Annotated in this window: 15 protein-coding genes; 6 read left to right on the forward strand and 9 right to left on the reverse strand. The window is 69.6% G+C overall.

All coding sequences use genetic code 11. The features are described 5' to 3' along the window. Nucleotides 1-113: 113 nt before the first annotated feature. The 4 genes from HXX10_RS05345 to HXX10_RS05360 form a co-directional block, all read right to left on the reverse strand. On the reverse strand, nucleotides 114-1,931 hold the full coding sequence (locus tag HXX10_RS05345) for an ABC-F family ATP-binding cassette domain-containing protein (RefSeq protein WP_296520501.1): 1,818 nt from the start codon (nucleotides 1,929-1,931) through the stop codon (nucleotides 114-116). Then, on the reverse strand, nucleotides 1,931-2,434 hold the full coding sequence (locus HXX10_RS05350; RefSeq protein WP_296520570.1) for a YaiI/YqxD family protein: 504 nt from the start codon (nucleotides 2,432-2,434) through the stop codon (nucleotides 1,931-1,933). Before HXX10_RS05350 ends, HXX10_RS05345 begins: the two co-directional genes overlap by 1 nt. Before the next feature lie 687 nt (nucleotides 2,435-3,121). Further along, the gene (locus tag HXX10_RS05355) at nucleotides 3,122-4,288 is read right to left on the reverse strand and encodes a mandelate racemase/muconate lactonizing enzyme family protein (RefSeq protein WP_296520502.1); all 1,167 of its coding nucleotides are present in this window, start codon (nucleotides 4,286-4,288) and stop codon (nucleotides 3,122-3,124) included. Nucleotides 4,289-4,415: 127 nt separating this feature from the next. After that, nucleotides 4,416-5,147: a hypothetical protein gene (locus tag HXX10_RS05360; protein WP_296520503.1), complete on the reverse strand. Its 732-nt coding sequence runs from the start codon at nucleotides 5,145-5,147 to the stop codon at nucleotides 4,416-4,418. 396 nt (nucleotides 5,148-5,543) lie between these two features. Here HXX10_RS05360 and HXX10_RS05365 point away from each other — a divergent pair, with 396 nt between their 5' ends. From HXX10_RS05365 to HXX10_RS05385, 5 genes are all read left to right on the forward strand, one after another. Then, the gene (locus tag HXX10_RS05365) at nucleotides 5,544-7,664 is read left to right on the forward strand and encodes a methyl-accepting chemotaxis protein (protein ID WP_296520504.1); all 2,121 of its coding nucleotides are present in this window, start codon (nucleotides 5,544-5,546) and stop codon (nucleotides 7,662-7,664) included. Nucleotides 7,665-7,876: 212 nt separating this feature from the next. After that, the gene (locus HXX10_RS05370) at nucleotides 7,877-8,734 is read left to right on the forward strand and encodes an ABC transporter ATP-binding protein (protein WP_296520505.1); all 858 of its coding nucleotides are present in this window, start codon (nucleotides 7,877-7,879) and stop codon (nucleotides 8,732-8,734) included. Continuing rightward, the gene (locus HXX10_RS05375) at nucleotides 8,731-9,492 is read left to right on the forward strand and encodes an ABC transporter permease (RefSeq protein ID WP_296520506.1); all 762 of its coding nucleotides are present in this window, start codon (nucleotides 8,731-8,733) and stop codon (nucleotides 9,490-9,492) included. Before HXX10_RS05370 ends, HXX10_RS05375 begins: the two co-directional genes overlap by 4 nt. Then, entirely contained in the window at nucleotides 9,471-10,259 is a 789-nt protein-coding gene (locus HXX10_RS05380) for an ABC transporter permease (RefSeq protein ID WP_296520507.1), read from the forward strand. The genes HXX10_RS05375 and HXX10_RS05380 overlap by 22 nt, the downstream gene beginning before the upstream one ends. A 146-nt stretch (nucleotides 10,260-10,405) precedes the next feature. Then, nucleotides 10,406-11,365: an ABC transporter substrate-binding protein gene (locus HXX10_RS05385; RefSeq protein ID WP_296520508.1), complete on the forward strand. Its 960-nt coding sequence runs from the start codon at nucleotides 10,406-10,408 to the stop codon at nucleotides 11,363-11,365. A gap of 45 nt (nucleotides 11,366-11,410) precedes the next feature. On the opposite strand, the gene HXX10_RS05390 is transcribed toward HXX10_RS05385, so the two are convergent. Beyond that, nucleotides 11,411-12,556: a DSD1 family PLP-dependent enzyme gene (locus HXX10_RS05390; protein ID WP_296520509.1), complete on the reverse strand. Its 1,146-nt coding sequence runs from the start codon at nucleotides 12,554-12,556 to the stop codon at nucleotides 11,411-11,413. 211 nt (nucleotides 12,557-12,767) lie between these two features. Then, nucleotides 12,768-13,550 carry an SDR family NAD(P)-dependent oxidoreductase gene (locus tag HXX10_RS05395; protein ID WP_296520510.1) on the reverse strand — a complete coding sequence of 261 codons (783 nt, stop codon included), beginning with the start codon at nucleotides 13,548-13,550 and terminating at the stop codon, nucleotides 12,768-12,770. 229 nt (nucleotides 13,551-13,779) lie between these two features. On the opposite strand from HXX10_RS05395, the gene HXX10_RS05400 reads away from it, so the two are divergent. Beyond that, on the forward strand, nucleotides 13,780-15,003 hold the full coding sequence (locus HXX10_RS05400) for a PHB depolymerase family esterase (RefSeq protein ID WP_296520571.1): 1,224 nt from the start codon (nucleotides 13,780-13,782) through the stop codon (nucleotides 15,001-15,003). Between the two features lie 88 nt (nucleotides 15,004-15,091). Here the strand turns inward: HXX10_RS05400 and HXX10_RS05405 are convergent, their stop codons facing one another. From HXX10_RS05405 to HXX10_RS05415, 3 genes are all read right to left on the reverse strand, one after another. After that, the gene (locus HXX10_RS05405; RefSeq protein WP_296520511.1) at nucleotides 15,092-15,415 is read right to left on the reverse strand and encodes a hypothetical protein; all 324 of its coding nucleotides are present in this window, start codon (nucleotides 15,413-15,415) and stop codon (nucleotides 15,092-15,094) included. Nucleotides 15,416-15,494: 79 nt separating this feature from the next. Beyond that, nucleotides 15,495-15,659, reverse strand: a complete 165-nt coding sequence (locus HXX10_RS05410; protein ID WP_296520512.1) for a hypothetical protein — start codon at nucleotides 15,657-15,659, stop codon at nucleotides 15,495-15,497. 92 nt (nucleotides 15,660-15,751) lie between these two features. Further along, a complete protein-coding gene (locus tag HXX10_RS05415) occupies nucleotides 15,752-16,705 on the reverse strand; it encodes a LysR family transcriptional regulator (RefSeq protein ID WP_296520513.1) in 954 nt (317 codons plus the stop codon). Nucleotides 16,706-17,565: the final 860 nt, after the last annotated feature.

The following is a 17,565-nucleotide window of genomic DNA, read 5'->3' on the forward strand; positions in this document are numbered from 1 at the left end:
GGGCATCTCGTGGATACGGAAGCGCCCCCTCACCCGGACCGCATGCCTTGGGCATGCGCTCCGACCTCTCCCCGCACGCGGGGAGAGGTGAAGAACCTTCCGAAGCCTCAGCGTCACCGCCCCTCGATCTCTTCCCTCAGCATCTCCAGCTCCAGCCAGCGCTCCTCGGCGGCGGCGAGCTCGGCCTCGGCGGCGGCGGCGGCGCGCGAGGCCTCGTCGAACGCCTTGCGGTCGCGCCCGAACAGTTTTGGGTCGGCGAGCTTTTGGTGCAACGTCGCGATCGTCTTCTGAAGCTTCGCCATCGTCTTCGGCAGCGTCTCCAGCGCGTGCTTCTCGTTGAAGCCGAGGCGCCGCTTGGCGGCCTTCGGCTCCCGGGTCGGCGCGGGTGCGCTCGCCTCGGCCTTTTCCTTCGCCGGCTTCGCCGGCGCCGTGCGCAAAAGGTCCCCGCCGCGTTGCGAAATCATGTCGGAATAGCCGCCGGCGTATTCGGTCCAGCGGCCGTCGCCCTCCGGCACGATCACGGCGCTGACGACGCGGTCGAGGAAGTCGCGGTCGTGGCTGATCAGCAGCACCGTGCCGGCATAGTCGCCGAGCATCTCCTCCAGCACGTCGAGCGTGTCGAGGTCGAGATCGTTGGTCGGCTCGTCGAGCACCAGTACGTTGGAAGGCTTGGCCAGCGCGCGGGCCAGCATCAGGCGGCCACGCTCGCCGCCCGACAGCACGCCGAGCGGCGTGCGGGCCTGCTCGGGCGCGAACAGAAAGTCCTTCATGTAGCCGACCACATGGCGCGGCTTGCCGTCGACCATCACGCTGTCGCCGTGCCCGCCCGTGAGGGTTTCGGCGACCGTCGCGGTCGGATCGAGGCTGTCGCGGTTCTGCTCGAGCGTCGCCATCTCGAGGTTGGCGCCGAGCCGCACGACGCCCTCGTCGGCCGTGAGCGTGCCGGTGAGCAGCGACAGGAGCGTGGTCTTGCCGCTGCCGTTCGGCCCGATGATGCCGATGCGGTCGCCACGGCGGATGCGGGTGGAAAAATCCGTGACGATCGGCCGGTCGTCATAGGCCTTCGAGATGCGCTCCGCCTCGATCACCAGGGTGCCGGATTTTTCCGCCTGGGTCGCGGCCAGCGCGACGCTGCCGGCGGCGCCGCGAAACTCGCGGCGCGCCTGGCGCAGCGCCTGCAGCTCGCCGACCCGGCGCATGTTGCGCTTTCGGCGTGCCGTCACGCCGTAGCGCATCCAGTGCTCCTCGGCGACGATCTTGCGGTCGAGCTTGTGCTGCTCGCGCTCCTCCTCGGCCAGCACGTCGTCGCGCCAGGCCTCGAACTCCGAAAAGCCGCGGTCGATCCGCCGCAGCTTTCCGCGATCGAGCCACACGGTCACGCGCGACAGATCGGCGAGGAAGCGGCGGTCGTGGCTGATCATCACCATGGCGGCGCGCGAGATTTTCAGCGTCTCGTCCAGCCACTCGATCACCGGCAGGTCGAGATGATTGGTCGGCTCGTCGAGCAGCAGGATGTCTGGCTCGGGCGCCAGCACGCGGGCGATCGCGGCGCGGCGTGCCTCGCCGCCCGACAGCGTCGCCGGATCCTCGTCGCCGGTGAGCCCGAGCTCCTCCAGCAGAAAGTGCGCGCGATGCGGGTCGTCGCCGGGGCCGAGCCCCGCCTCGACATAGGCCAGCACGGTCGCGGCGTCGGCGAAGTCGGGCTCCTGCGGCAGATAGCGCACCGTTGCGCCGGGCTGGACGAAGCGGGTGCCGCGGTCGGGCTCGATCAGGCCGGCCGCGATCTTCAAGAGCGTCGACTTGCCGGAGCCGTTGCGGCCGACCAGGCAGAGGCGCTCGCCGGCCGCCACCGCGAGCTCGACGCCGTCGAGCAGTGGGTGGCCCCCGAAGGTGAGCCCGATATCCTTGAGCTGGACGAGCGGCGGCGCCATCAGCCGGCCGCCTGGCTGCGGTCGACGGCGGCGCGTTGCGAGCGCCGGATCGCCTGCTCCAGCGCCTGCAGGAAGGTCGAGCGGTCGCGCGGCGTGAACGGCCGCGGGCCGCCCGTCACCTCGCCGGCCGAGCGCAGGTCGGTCATCAGGTTGCGGACCGCCAGCGTCATGCCGATGTCGGCCTCGGTGAAGGCGCGGCCGTTGGGCGCGATGGCGCTGGCGCCGGCCTTGATGCTGCGGGCCGCGAGCGGGATGTCCTGGGTGACGACGATGTCGCCGGGCTTTGCATGCTCCGCGATCCAGTCGTCGGCGGCGTCCATGCCGTCGCCGGCGGCGATCCGCTCGATCAGCGGATCCTGTGGCACCCGGATGAAGCCGCCCGCCACCACGGTGACGGGCAGGTTGTGGCGGGCCGCCACGCGATAAATCTCGTCCTTCACCGGACAGGCGTCGGCGTCGACATAGATGCGGATGGTGGGGGCTGTTTCGGGCGGTGACGTCATGGGGTCGCGATAGCGGGTTTTTGGCGCGAAGGCCACAGCATGCAAGCCGGTCATTCCGGGGCGCACCGAAGGTGCGAACCCGGAATCCAGCGACGGTTGCCGAGCGTGCGGCTGGATTCCGGGTTCGTGCGCCTCGCGGCGCACGCCCCGGAATGACGGGCGAGGCCGCGATGACGGCCGGAAAATGCGAAGGGCTGCCCGCGAGGGCAGCCCTTCCATTGTCGAACCGGGTCCGGCGAGGACCGCGGACACCGCTTACGCGGCGCGGACCTCGGCAGAGGCGAGGATCCAGGTCGTAGCCGGAGACCGCGGCGAGAGACAATGAGACACTGGATCACCTCCTTTCGGTTGTTGATGCTTGCGCCAATGTAGGGGCCAAGGCGGCGGATGGGAAGGGTGGGGACGCGCTCGCGAATGCACTCGTTTTACCTCTCCCCGCGTGCGGGCTACGGCATGCACAGATCTCTGTTTGTCGAGAAGATCCTGTGGTGTGGCAGAGCGCGTACCTCATCCTCCGACGTCATCGCCGGGCTTGAGCGGGCGATCCATCATCCTGCGAATAAATGACTTTTTACGCTTTAGATGGATGCGCGGGTCAAGCCCGCGCATGACGGCTCCTGTCCATGGCAAGCGATGTGTGCATGCCGTAGCGCGTGCGGGGAGAGGGAGAGCCGGCGCCTCGTCAGCTCACTCCGCCAGGTCGCGCATCACCTTCAGCACGTCGGCTTTCGCTTCGAAGCCGATGCCGGGCGTGTCGGGCAGGCGCACCCAGGAGTCCTCGACCGCGTAGCCGTCGGCGAAGCCGCCGAAAGGCTTGAACAGGTCGGGATAGGACTCGTTGCCGCCGAGCCCGAGCCCGGCCGCGATGTTCAGCGACAACTGGTGGCCGCCGTGCGGGCAGCAGCGCCGCCACGACCAGCCGTGGTCCTTCAGCATCGCCAGGGTGCGGAGATACTCCACCAGGCCGTAGCTGAGCGCGCAGTCGAACTGCAGCCAGTCGCGGTCGGGCCGCAGGCCGCCGAAGCGGATCAGGTTGCGGGCGTCCTGCATGGAGAACAGGTTCTCGCCGGTCGCCATCGGGTTCTTGTAGACCTGCGCGATGGCGGCCTGCAGGGCGTAGTCGAGCGGATCGCCGATCTCCTCGTACCAGAAGAGATCGTAGGGCTCGAGCGCCTTGGCGTAGGCGATGGCGGTCTCCAGATCGAAGCGGCCGTTGACGTCGACGGCGAGATTCTTTCCCTCGCCGACCACCGACAGCACCGCCTCGATGCGGCGGAGATCCTCGGACAAGGGCGCGCCGCCGATCTTCATCTTCACGACCCGGTAGCCGCGGTCGCGATAGCTCCTCATCTCGTCCTTGAGCTTGTCGTCGTCCTTGCCCGGATAATAGTACCCCCCGGCCGCGTAGACGAAGACCTTGTCGTCGGCCTCGCCGCCGCGATAGCGGTCGGCGAGCAGGCGCCACAGCGGCTTGCCCTCGATCTTGGCGACCGCGTCCCATACCGCCATGTCGACCACGCCGACCGCGACCGAACGCTCGCCGTGGCCGCCCGGCTTCTCGTTGTTCATCAGGGTGCGCCAGATTTTGAACGGATCGAGATTGGCGCCGTCGTCGGTGATCAGCGATTCCGGCTTCGCGTCGCGCAGGCGCGGCAGGAAGCGGTCGTGCAGCAGGCAGCCGGGGCTGTAGCGGCCATTCGAGTTGAAGCCGTAGCCGACGACCCGGCGGCCGTCGCGCACCACGTCGGTCACCACCGCGACCAGGCTGCAGGTCATCGTCGAGAAGTCGATATAGGCGTTGCGGATGGCGGAGGCGATCGGGAAGGTCTTTTCGCGGATGTCGACGATGCGCACGGGCGATCCTCTCGCGCGGCCGGCCGGCCGGTGGGGCCCTTATGGGCTGCGGGCCTCGTTTAGTCCGCGGTGCGCTGCGGCCACAACGGCTAATTCGGAATGTCGCGGAACCGCCGGCTGCAGGGCGTCAGAACTGCTCGGCGAGGTCGCCGATTCCCATGACATGCGAGATGGTGCGGATTTCCCGCTTCTGATCATCGCGCAATTTGGCCATCAGCGGGGCGGCCACGGCCTTGAGCTGCTCGACGCTGCGGGTGTCGAGGGCCGCCGTCCCCGAATTGCGCTTGTCGTTGCCGCGGCGCCAGACGACGGCCCGCAGGGCCGTCTCGACGGGCGGCCAGAGCTTTTCCTGCTCGGCCGTGAGCTTCAGTCGCCCCTTGATCGAGGCGATCTGGGCCTCGTTGAGAAGCGTGCTGGCGGGTCGCCCGCGGCCCGGCTCGGGCGGCGCGCCATCCGGCCAGCGCGGCGGCACCGGCGCGTAGGCCGTCACCGGGCCGGACGGGGGATCGGCGGTCGCGGCGGGGGCGGAGGCGAAGCGATCGGCGAAATCGGTGCGGGACGCCCCGGCCGCGACCTCGGACAGCGACGTCGCGGTCGGCGACCACTCGGCCAGGAAACGCAGCCGCACGGTCTCGGCGGCCGTCAGCTCGAGCGCTGCCGGCTGCGGGCCGCGGCCCGACCACATCGCCATGGCGCCGGCGACGATCAGGGCGACGACCAGGGCGAAGACCGGGGCGGCGAGGGTTCGCCACAGCGCCGTGCGCCGCCGGCGGGTCGGCGCCGGAACGCGTCCGCTCCACGGCGGCGGCTCCCGTCGCGACGGTCGAGTGGGTACCTGCCGAATGGGTCGAACGGCCATCGAGACTCGACTGACATCACGCGTTGAACGGCTGATTGTTCTACGGCCCGGAACCAGGCCGCGGCCTTTCGGACCGGACCGGACTTGATTTAGCAAAAATTATCAAAGTTCGCGACCTGCGGCCGCCCGTGCGACCCAAGCGGCGCCATCGAGGAGTGTTACGCTTTTAACGCGAATTTAAGGCGCCGCATCCAAGATCGGTATTAGAGTAACAGGCTAGGATAAGAATTAGTCCGACGGCCCAGGCATCCCCCGCCTACCCGGCCGCCGTGAGAACGTGCGTGGCCTTCTGTCCGACGACCCGGCGATGTCCGGGTCCAAAGTGCGGCTCCTCGCGCAAGAGCGCACTGCGGCGGTCCGAGGGCTTCCCGCCACCGCGCCTCGCGTTGCTGGACCATGATCACGGCTCCTCGTCGTATCGGCACCAAGCTCGCGCTGTCGGCCGCCATCGGCGTGCTGCTGGTCGCCGGCATGATCGTCAACACCACCCTGAACGGCCGCTCCACCCTGACCATGACGGGTGTCGCCAACGAGCGGCAGAAGGCGGCCCAGGAGGCCGTCCAGATCGGCCTGCACTTCCAGCGCATGCAGACTTTCAGCCGGGACGCTCGGCTGGCGCGGGACGAGGCGCAGGTCGATGCCGCCCTGCAGGATCTGGAGAAGAGCTCCGGCGACGGCTTCGCGCTCCTCGACGTGCTGGTGGAGAAGACCAAGGATGCGGCGAGCAGCGAGAAGCTCGACAAGACCAAGGAGCTCTACGCCGACTATCTCACCGGCGCGGCCGAGCTGGTCGAGAGCCAGCGCGCGCTGGTCGGCCTGTGGGCCGAGCGGCGCCGCCTCGGCGCCGGCTGGGACGACGGGCTCGCTCGCACGCTCGACCTGATCGCCGAGCAGGCGACGGACACGCGTGCGCTCGAGGCGCGGCTGCGCGCCGCCGCCGCCGCCGTCAACACGCTGCGCATCGCCTCGCTGCAGTTCGACGAGCTGCGCACGCCCGACCAGGCGGGCGTCGTCGAGCGTGACGGCGGCGAGGCTGCCGGTCTGCTCGAACGGGCCCGCAAGGCGGCCGAAGACGCCGTTCTCGTCGCGGCCTTCGAGCCGCTGAACGCGACGCTCGCCGCCACGCGCGAGACGGCGGCCAGGATCGTCACCACGATCGGCGAGCAGGACGCGCTGCTGGGCGACCGGCTGCATCCCATCGTGGCGCAGATCGACGCGCTGCTGACCGGGATCGGCGAGGCGTCCAACACGGCGGCTGCGCACGAGATGGAGGTGACCTCGTCGCGGATCGCCGAGGCCACCATGGTCAACGCCGCGGCCGGGGCCTTCGTCGTGATCGTGCTGATCGGATCCGCCGCGTTCGGCGCGCTCGCCATCGGCCGGCCGATCCGCCGCGTCGGCGCCACCCTGAGGGCGCTCGCCGACGGCGACAAGACGGTGGCGATCCCCTATGTGACCCGGCGCGACGAGGTGGGCGACAACGCCCGTGCCGCCCAGGCCTTCAAGGACAATCTCGAGCAGTTCGCCCGCCTCGAGGTGGACCAGCGCGTCGCCGACGAGCGCGCCGCCAAGCAGCGGCAGGTGGCGGTGCACAGGATCGCCGACGAGTTCGAGGCGGCGGTCGGCGCCATCGTCGAGACCGTGTCGACGGCCGCGACCGAGCTCGAGCAGGCCTCCGGCAGCCTGACCCGGACGGCAGAGACCACCCAGCACCTGTCCACCGCCGTTGCGGCTGCCTCCGAGCAGGCGTCGGCGAATGTCGAGAGCGTCGCCTCGGCGACCACCGAGATGACCTCGTCGGTCGGCGAGATCAGCCGCCAGGTGCAGGAATCGACCCGCATCGCCGGCGAGGCGGTCCGACAGGCCGAGAAGACCGACGGCCGCATCGGTGCGCTGTCGCAGGCGGCCAGCCGTATCGGCGACGTCGTCAAGCTGATCACGGCGATCGCCGAGCAAACGAACCTGCTGGCGCTGAATGCGACCATCGAAGCCGCCCGGGCCGGCGACGCCGGCCGCGGGTTCGCCGTGGTGGCGAACGAGGTCAAGGCGCTCGCCGCTCAGACCGGCAAGGCGACCGGCGAGATCGGTGCCCAGATCGCCGGCATGCAGGCGGCGACGCACGACTCGGTCGCGGCCATCAAGGAGATCGGCGGCACCATCGGCCATATCGCGGAGATCGCCGCTGCCATCGCGGCGGCGGTCGAGGAGCAGGGGGCCGCGACTGCGGAGGTCGCGCGCAACATCCAGCAGGCCTCGCACGGCACCGCCCAGGTCGCCCGCACGATCGGCGAGGTCAGCCGCGGGGCGGACGCCACCGAGGCGGCGTCCGAGCAGGTGCGCAACTCGGCGACCTTGCTGGCCAGCGAGGGCGGCAAGCTCAAGGAGGAGGTGCGGCGCTTCCTGACGAATGTGCGGACCGGGCCGCTCGACCGCCGCGACGGCGACGACAGCGGCTATGCCGGGCCCGAACGCCGCGGCGGCCGCGACGCCGCAAGCGAGGCCGCGCGGGTGGCGTGACCCGGCGCGGCCATCGCCGCCGCGTTGCGTCTCCGATAAAATATCACTTGAAACGATCGCCCGACGCTGCGTTCAATCACGCAGCGGCGGGCCGCCATGCCTGCCGCCCGTCCGCGTGCGGAACCCCCTGCCGGCAAAACCGTGCTGGTCCGCGTGCGCAGGTGCGAGCGAGCCCCTCGAGAGGCTCGCCGCCCGGGAGGAAAGGCGTGCGAATGAGCGACCCTACGGTAGTCCCGTGGCCGCGGCCGGTGTCGGCCGCCCGGCCGGAGAGCGTGCTGACCGTCGACGACATCCTGGTGCGATTCCAGACCCGCGACGCCTCCGTGACGGCCGTCGACCGCATGACGTTCGACGTACGGCACGGCGAGTTCATCTCGGTGATCGGGCCCTCGGGCTGCGGCAAGTCGACCCTGTTCAACGTGATCGGCGGCCTGATCACGCCGACCTCCGGCCTGGTGACGGTGGCGGGTGAGCCGATCCGCGGCCCGCATCCGGCGATCGGCATGGTGTTCCAGGAGGAGTCGACCTTTCCCTGGCGCACCGTCCTCGACAATGTCGCGTTTCCGCTCGAGGTGCGCGGTGTGTCGCGCCGCGTGCGCCTCGAGAAGGCGCGCGACGTCGTCGCCATGGTCGGCCTCACGGGCTTCGAGGGCCACTATCCGTCCGAGCTGTCGGGGGGCATGCGCCAGCGCGTCTCGATCGCCCGCACGCTCGCCTCCGAGCCGAAGATCCTGCTGATGGACGAGCCCTTCGCGGCACTCGACGAGCAGACGAGGCTGCTGCTCGGCGACAAGGTGCTGCAGATCCAGCAGACGCTGAAGCAGACCACGCTGCTGATCACCCACTCGATCACCGAGGCCGTGCAGCTCTCCGACCGGGTCGTGGTGATGAGCTACCGGCCCGGCCGGCTGAAGCGCATCGTCGACATCGACCTGCCGCATCCGCGCACCTCGGAGATCATGACCAGCGACGCCTTCGGCCACTACGTGGCGGAGATCTGGGGTGATCTGCGCGACGAGGCGAGCCGCGGCATGGCCGAGGCCGAGGCGTCGCGCGGAGCTCGCACATGAGTATTTCGCGCGCGGATCATGCGCCGGCGCTGGTCGGTGCGGCGACTCTGCTCGGCCTGTTCGCGCTGCTCGAGCTGGCGATCCGGGCCGGCCTGGTCGACCGCTATGTCGTGCCGCCGCCGAGCGACGTGGTGGCGAGCTTCGCTCGCATCGTCACCGAGGAGGACATCCCGCACCGCTTCGCCCAGACGGCGCTGGAAGGCCTCGGCGCCGCCGTGCTGATCGCGCTGGTCGGCATTCCGGCCGGCCTGCTGCTCTATCGCCACATGGTGCTGCGCGTCGCCGTGCAGAGCTGGGTGGCCGCGCTCGCCGCCGCGCCGCTGGTGCTCGCCTATCCGCTGTTCCTGGTGATCTTCGGCCGCAGCGCCATGACCATCGTGATGATGGGCTTCATCTCCGGCGTCGCCCCGGTGACGTTGAAGACGCTCGAAGGCCTGTCCGCGACCCGGCGTGTACTGATCGATGTCGGGCGCAGCCTCAAGTTGACGCCGGCCCAGCAATTCCGGCTGGTGCTGCTGCCGGCGGCGGTGCCGACCATCTTCGTCGGCCTGCGGCTCGGCCTCGTCTTCGCGCTGATCAACATCGTCGGGCTGGAGTTTCTGATCAATTTCGGCGGGCTCGGCCAGCTCATCAACGAGCTTGCCGAACGTTACGACCTCGCCGGCACCTATGCGGCGATCGCCTTCGTGGTGCTGGTGAGCGTGCTGTTCTTCCTCGCTTTGGAGAGGACCGAGCGATGGCTGAGACCCGGACGATAGTCGCACTGCCGATCACGCCCCGGCTCGGGGCGGTGATGCGGCTCCGGCTATTTCTCATCCTCGGCGTGCTTATCATGTGGGAGGCGACCGCCGCCTCCGGCTTGTTGTTTCGCGACGTCGTGCCGTCGAGCGTCACGGTGGTGCGGGCGCTGGTCCGGCTGCTGATCGATCCGGACTTCTGGGGGAATTTCGGCGTCACGGCCGGCGAGGTGTTGGCGGCGCTGGCGATCGGCGCGACGGCCGGACTCGCCGCGGGCCTGCTGCTCGGTGCCAGCCGGTTTCTCGGCCGCGCCTACGAGCCCTATCTCAACAGCCTCGCGCCGACCCCAAAAATCATCTTCTTCCCGGTGATGATCATGGCGTTCGGCGTCTATGCGGGCTCCAAGGTCGCCATGGGGGCGCTGTCGGCGTTCTTCCCCGTCGCGCTCTCGACGGCCGGCGGCATGCGCGAGGTCGATGCGGCGCTCGTGAAGGTCGGCCGCAGCTTCCGCCTGTCGACCTGGCAGATGGTGACGAAGATCTATCTGCCGGCGATCCGCGTTCCCGTGCTCAACGGGATGCGGCTCGGCTTCGGCGTCGCCGTCATCGGCGTGCTGCTGGCCGAGACCAAGCTGTCCAACCAGGGGCTCGGCTATCTGGTCATGCAGGCCTATGCGCGCTTCGACATGCCGCAGATGTACGCGATCCTGCTGGTCGTGTTCGCCGTCGCGGTCGCGCTCAACGCCGGACTCGGCCGGCTGACCGAGCCTCGGCATCGGCGCACCTGAGGCGCTTCGATCTCCGCTCATTCCCGCGAATGCGGGAATCCAGAGACCGGAACGCGAGACATCTGGGTCCCCGCTTTCGCGGGGACGAACGGAGGCGGTTTTCGTCGACGAGAGATCAACCAAGAGAGAAACGTGGAGGACCCCCGATGACACTGACAAAATGGTGGCCGGTCGGCGCCGCGATGCTGGTCGCAACGGCCGTGACCCCAGCTCAGGCCGAGGACACGCTGAAGCTCGCCATCGGTCAGCGCGGCAACTGGGACACGGCGATCCCCGAGCTCGGCCAGCGCGCCGGAATCTTCAAGAAGCACGGGCTGACCCTCGAGCTCCTTTACACCCAGGGCGGCGGCGAGACCCAGCAGGCGGTGCTGTCGGGGAGCGTCGACGTCGGCGTCGCCGCCGGCACGCTCGGCGTCGTCGGCGCCTTCTCCAAGGGCGCGCCGGTGCGCATCCTCGGCGCCCAGGCGACCGGTGCGGCGGACTTCTGGTATGTGCGCAGCGAGTCGAAGCTGAAGGCCATCAAGGACGCCGACGCCGCGACCACCATCGCCTTCTCGACCAACGGCTCGTCGACCAACAGCGTCGTGCTCGCCTTCCTCAAGCAGTACGACTTGAAGTCCAAGCCGGTCGCCACCGGCAGCCCGCCGGCGACCTTCACGCAGGTGATGTCCGGCCAGATCGATGTCGGCTGGTCGTCGCCGCCGTTCGGCTTCGACGCCATGGACCAGGGCAAGATCCGCATCGTCGCCAAGGCGACCGACGTGCCCGAGGTGCGCGACCAGTCGATCCGCACGCTGATCACCAATGTTCGGGCCCTGCAGGGCAAGGGCGATGCGCTGGCCCGCTTCATGGCCGGCTATCGCGAGACCATCGACTGGATGTATTCGGACGACGCCGCGCTGAAAGCCTATGCCGAGTTCGCCGGCACCACGCTGCCGGTGGCCAGCCGTATCCGCGACGAGTTCTTCCCCAAGTCGCTGCTCGATCCCGACCGCATGGCCGGCATGGACGTGATCATGCGCGACGCCGTGTCCTTCAAGGTGATCCCGGCGCCGCTGACGAAGGCGCAGCTCGACGAGCTGATCAGGATTCCGCCGCGCAAGTGAGCGCCGGCGCGACGGCGTCGCCCGAGCCCGCCGTGACCCGCGGTCTCACCAGCCGTGAAAGCGGCTCCAGATCCGCGTCGCGCCGTCGCCGTCGACGACCTGATAGGCGTCGAATTGGGTGGCGGTGGCGCAGGCGTGGTTGGGCAGGATCCGCAGACGCGCCCCGATCGGGAAACGCTGCGCGATCTCGCGGTCGGGGACGCCGTCGCGACGCGCGACGATGCCGTGCTCCTGGTTGGCGCCGCTCATGACGTAGCCGTCGACCAGAGCGCCGGCGAGGTCGCACACTGCGCCATAGCCGTAGTCGACGGCTTGCGCCTGCGTCCCGCGGTCGCGGCTCATCGCCATCCAGCCGGCGTCGACGATGGCCCAGCCCTTGTCGGTCTGGTGGCCGATCACGGTGGCGAGCACCGACAGCGCGATGTCCTGCGGCCGGCAGACGCCGACATTCGCCATCACCAGGTCGAAGAACACGTAGACGCCGGCCCGCACCTCGGTGACGCCGTCGAGCGTTTGGGCCGACAGCGCCGTCGGGGTCGAGCCGATGCTGACCTCCAGGCACGGCAGCCCGGCGGCGCGCAGACGCGACGCGGCACGGACGCAGCGGCTGCGCTCCTGCTCGGCCATCTGCTGCAGCGCCTCCGGCGTGCTCAGCCCATAGGAGCTGCCGGCATGGGTCAGCACGCCCGTGAGGATCGCGCCGCCGCGGTCGAGCTTGGTGCCGATCTCGATCAGCAAGTCGTCGTCCGGCGCCACGCCGGAACGGTGGCCGTCGGTGTCGACCTCGATCATCACCTCGAACGCATGGGTCTCGGCGCGGCCCTTGTCGATCACGGCGTCGGCGCCCGCGAGCGAGTCCACCAGGATCACGAGCCGGCAGCCGGCGCGGCGCAGCCGCAGCACGCGGTCGAGCTTTTGCGGGGCGATGCCGACCGCATAGAGGATGTCGTCGAACCCGGCGGCGAAGTACTCCTCCGCCTCCTTCAGGGTCGAGACCGTGATGCCGCGTCCGCCGGCCTGCTGCTGCAGGCGGCCGACCTCGATGCATTTCGAGGTCTTGATGTGCGGGCGCAGCCTCGTGCCGAGCGCCGTGATGCGGCTCTGCATGGTGCCGATGTTGCGCATCATCAGCGTGCGGTCGATCAAGGCGGCGGGCGTTTCGATACCGTCGAGTGTCATGGTCGGTGTCATGGTCGGTGTCTTGGCGGCGGGCAGGATCACGCAGGCGGCGTCGGTCGACGCCGGAGAGGGATCCGACGCCGGCGCCACCCTAGGTCATCGGCGAGCGCGCCGTCGAGAAGGTCGGCGAGGCTGCGCGGCGCAGGCTGCGACGCGCTGGCACACCGGTGCGGGATCGACGGCACGTCACGCGACCGAGGTCCGCGTCGCCGCAAGGCTAGTCTCACAGCGTTCGCGTCTCGCCGCCGTCGAGATCGACGACGGCGCCCTGCAGATAGGCGATGCGGCCGGACGCCATCACGGCGACCAAGTCCGCCACCTCCTCGGGCCGTCCGAAGCGCGCGACGCGATGCGCCGCCCGCATGGTGTCGTAGGCCGCGGCTTCGGAGACGCCGGTCTCGGCGACCAGGCGCTGCAGGCGGGTGCGAAACCGGTCGGTCTCGACGATGCCGGGATTGATCGCGTTGACCCGCACGCCCTCGGCGATGCCGCGGTCGGCCAGCGCCTTGGTCAGCAGACCGAGCGCCGCATTGACGCTGCCGCCGATGGTGAACTCGCGGTCGCCGGTGCGGCCGCCGTTGCCGGCGATGCTGATCACCGAGCCGCCCGTCGCCTGCAGGAGCGGCCAGGCCGCGCGCGTCATCCGGACGGCGCCGAAGAGCTTGAGCGCATAGCCGTCCGCCCAGTCGTCGTCGGTCAGCGCCAGAAAGTCGCCGCGCTTCGTCGCCCCCGCATTGTTCACCAGCAGATCGAGCCGGCCGAGCGCTCCGGCCGTCGTGGCGACGACGTGGGCCGGCGCCGCCGGATCGCGCAGATCCACCGGCAAGGCGACGGCCTCGCGGCCGAGCGCGTCGATCTCCCGCCGCAACGCCTCGAGCGGCTCGCGCGAGCGTGCCACCAGTGCGACATGCATGCCCTCCTGCGCGAGCCGCAACGCGATCGCATGCCCGATGCCACGGCTCGCGCCGGTGACGATCGCGACCTTGTCGGCAAGTCCCAGATCCATATGTCGACACTTTCGGGTTGTGCGGCAAAGCCGTGTCCGCGGACGCCTTAGGACAGCCGCGATCTGGCATCAACAGGATGTGCGAATGAATTGTGCGCTGCAGCGTGACCGGGCGTGTTAACCCCAGGTCGCCCGCTCGGCGGCAGCTTTCAAGAGAGGTCACGGCGTGCCCGGACTGAACTCGACCATCGCGGCGCTGGCACGTCAACGTCAGCAGTGGGAAGCGTTTCTGCGGACGATTCCGGGAGGAGTCGCGCCGCGCGAGCGGCCGCCCGGCCCGACCCGGCTCCAAGAGGTCACGGATTTCGGCGCCAATCCGGGCAATCTGCGGATGTGCACCTATGTGCCGCGCAACCCGCAGCGCGCCCTGGTGGTCGTCCTGCACGGCTGCACCCAGACGGCCGCGAGCTACGATCTCGGCGCCGGCTGGTCGACGCTGGCCGACCGTTACGGCTTCATGCTGCTGCTGCCCGAGCAGCGGGCGGAGAACAACCCGAAGACGTGCTTCAACTGGTTCCGTGAGAACGACATCACCCGCGGCCAGGGCGAGGCGGCCTCGATCCGGCAGATGATCACGACGATGGCGATCGAGCACGACGTCGATCCCCGGCGCGTGTTCATCACCGGCCTGTCGGCCGGAGGGGGCATGACGGCCGTGATGCTGGCGACCTATCCGGAGGTCTTTGCCGCCGGCGCCATCATTGCGGGCCTGCCCTATCGCAGCGCGACCAGCACGCGCCAAGCGCTGGAGAGCATGTTCCGGGTGCGGGTGCGCACGCCGCGCGAATGGGGCGATCTCGTCCGCGCGGCGTCGCCTCATGCCGGGCCGTGGCCGCGCGTCTCGGTATGGCACGGCGGCGCCGACACGGTGGTCAAGCCGAAGAACGCCGAGGAACTGTTGAAGCAGTGGACCGACGTGCACGGGCTCGGCACCCAGGCGACCCGCACCGAGACGGTGGACGGCTATCCGCGCCATGTGTGGACGGATGCGTCGGGCGAGGTCGTCATCGAGTCCTACATCATTCCGCTGATGCCGCACGGCACCCCGCTCGCCAGCGGAGACGGCGACGAGAGCTACGGCGTGCCGGGCGAGTATCTGATCGAGGTCGGCATCTCGTCCTCCTATCACATCGCCTGCTTCTGGGGGCTGACCGAGAAGCGGCCGGCCGCGTCGCGGCCGCGTCGCACAGCGGAGTCGAGCGCAGCAACGCAGCGCGTCGTCGAGGCGCGTCCCGCAAAGGGGAGCGAGCCCACGCCCGCGCCGGTTCGGGCCGAGGTCATCGAGCAGCCAGGCCCGGGGGACGTCCCGCCGCCGCGGGCAGGGCGCTCGGAGGGGCCGGGCGAGAGTGCCGGCGCCGGCCGCGACAAGGCGCGCAAGTCGGGCGTCTCGGCCTTTGTCGAAGGCGCCATCAAGCGCGCCCTCGAAGCCGCCGGGATGATGAAGCGGCGCTGACGATCCACGCACCGACAAGCACCGACGCCGTCGCTGGTGGGCGACGGCGTCGGTCGTGTTCGGGGCGGGGGTTGAGGAGCGCCGGCGATCAGCGGATGTAGCCGGTCGCCTGGTCGAACCAGTCCTTCATCGACGAGAACAGCATGGTGCCGCTCGACATCTTGCGGTCTTCGAGGACGTAGAGCTTGCCGCCGCTGCGATAGACGATGGCACCTGCCGGCAGCTCGCGGCCTTCCTTCATGATCATGTCGTGGCCCTTGGGGTTGGGCGTCAGCACGTCATGGGCGCCGCTCGGCGACACATAGATGGCCTGGCGGTCGTTCATGCCGCGCGCCGTCTGGGCCGACGCGGCGGTGGCGACCAGCGCGACGGCGGCGGCGCCGGCCAGGATCGCGATCGTGGATCGAGCCATGGGATTCTCCTGCGGGAATATAGGGGGGGCGGGGCAGACGGGCCGGCCGGCGAGCTGCCGGCCGGCGACACGCGGCAGATCAGCGGATGTAGCCCTTGGCCTGGTCGACGCCGGTCTCCGTGGCGCCCATGCCGGTCGCGACATAGCGCGAGCTCTGGGTCCACGGGGCGGCGTCGGCGGCGAGCTGGGTGCCGACCAGCGCGACGAGAGCGAAGGCGAACAGGGCGATCTTGGACAGGGTCATGACAGTCTCCTCTGGGGCTTTGTTCGGGTCGTTCCGGTGGAGCGACCAGGCGACTATCGCGATCCCGAGGACGGAACTGAAATGCCGAGTGTCTATGGTGTCGATAGCGCCGAAGCATCCTCGGCGCCGTGGGCCGCGGCCGTCCGGGCCAAGGCCATGGCCGGCTTCCCGTGCCACGGCACCCGCATCGCCTCCCGCACCAGGGCGCCGACCGCCGGCGAATGCGGCCGTCCCCGCACCGTGACGAGATTCACGGTGCGCCAGAACTCCGGCTCGATCAGCGGGCGCGCGACGACCTCGCGATCCGTGACCGAGTATTCCGGCATGAAGCCGAAGCCGAGACCGGAGCGGATCATCGCCAGCACCCAGTCGTCGCGCTCGCTGCGATAGACGGTGCGGCACGAGACGCCCTGCGCGCGGAAGAACTGGCCGGCGTAGCCGTTGAACTCGCAATTGCTGCGGTTGACGTAGCTCAGGCCGTCGAGATCGCGCACCCGGATCGCATTCGAGGACGCGAGCGCGTGCCCGTTCGGAACGACGATCATCATCTGCTCGCGATAGAGCGGCATGACGTGCAGCCGTGCGTCGGGATCCCGGTCGGGCAGGCAGTAGACCGCGACCTCGAGGCCGCCATCGAGCAGCGTGGCGTCGAGCTCGCGCGCGCTCCGGTCGGCGATGTCCAGCTCGACGCCGGGATGGCGAACCTGCACCGAGCTCACCAGCTCGACGAGCTGGGCCGGGGCGATCGTGCACATCACGCCGAGCTTCAGCGGCACCCTCTCGAGCCGGATGGCGTCGCGGGCGAGCCGCTTGGCGACCTGCATCTCCTCGTACACCTGTGCGAGATGCGGATGGACCATGCGGCCGAGCTCGGACAGATGCGTGTTTGCCCGCTCGCGGTGGAACAGCGGGCCCCCGAGCTCCTCCTCCAGGAGCTTCACGGCACGGGTGAGCGACGGCTGCGCGACGTTGCAGGCCTCGGCCGCGCGGGTGAAGTTGAGATGCTCGGCGACCGCGAGGAAGTAGCGGACCTGATGCATTTCCATGCGACGAACCCTGCTGGCGAATCGGCCGGAGGCCGCACTCCCGAAGCGCCTCCTTTGCTGCGGCATGATGACGCCGCGGCACTCGGGCGCCAGAAAACTTGCCGTGATCGCACCGCAGCACGGCCTTCCGGGGGCCCTCTGGCCGCGGTGCCGCGCCATCGCGACGTCCCGCGACGGGGCCGCGCCGACCGCGACTCCGTCCGCCGGAAGGGCCGGCCGGACCTCGTTTCGCGGCGGAGCGGAGCTTCTGCACCACCGCTTTCGCATGTCAGGTCCGGCCGCGCGACATATCACTCGGTACGGGTCGGTCGTAGATCATGTGATATTTCACATGGCCGGTTTGCGGCCCGCGCGGATCGGCATCGGTGGCGGTCCGCACTGCAGCGCCACCATCACGCACCTGCAGCAATTCCCGAAACGACGCAGCCGAGACTCGAAGGTTCGGAAAAAATCACGTCGGCAAGGGAGCTTATAGGCATTCGGGGGCGTCCGTCCGCGGCCTCCTCCCGCGCTTCGATCGCCGCCGTCGAGCCGTGCGAACGGCAACCGTGGCGACAACCGTCGCGTTGCGGACGCCGTCCATGTGCAGACCGCAGTGCAGCACGCCGCGCTCCCGCCCCGGGGCCCTTTGACAATAGTCAGAGCGAGGTTCAGACCCTCGCAGTAGAAAGCCTCTAGTCAAGGTGGCAGGCAAGCCTGAGCAAGGCTCGGTGTGCAGGCCCGAAAAAGACAGCCTGGGGCGGAACGTCGAGTTTTCCGAAGGTTCGAGCGACCACGGTCGCCCCGGCTTGGACGCGAGCGACGGATCGCCTGCTCAGCGCAGACCACGTACCAGACGGACGCAGCAAATGAACGCGAAA

Origin of the sequence: Rhodoplanes sp., from assembly GCF_013377085.1 — a bacterium.
Lineage (GTDB): Bacteria > Pseudomonadota > Alphaproteobacteria > Rhizobiales > Xanthobacteraceae > Rhodoplanes.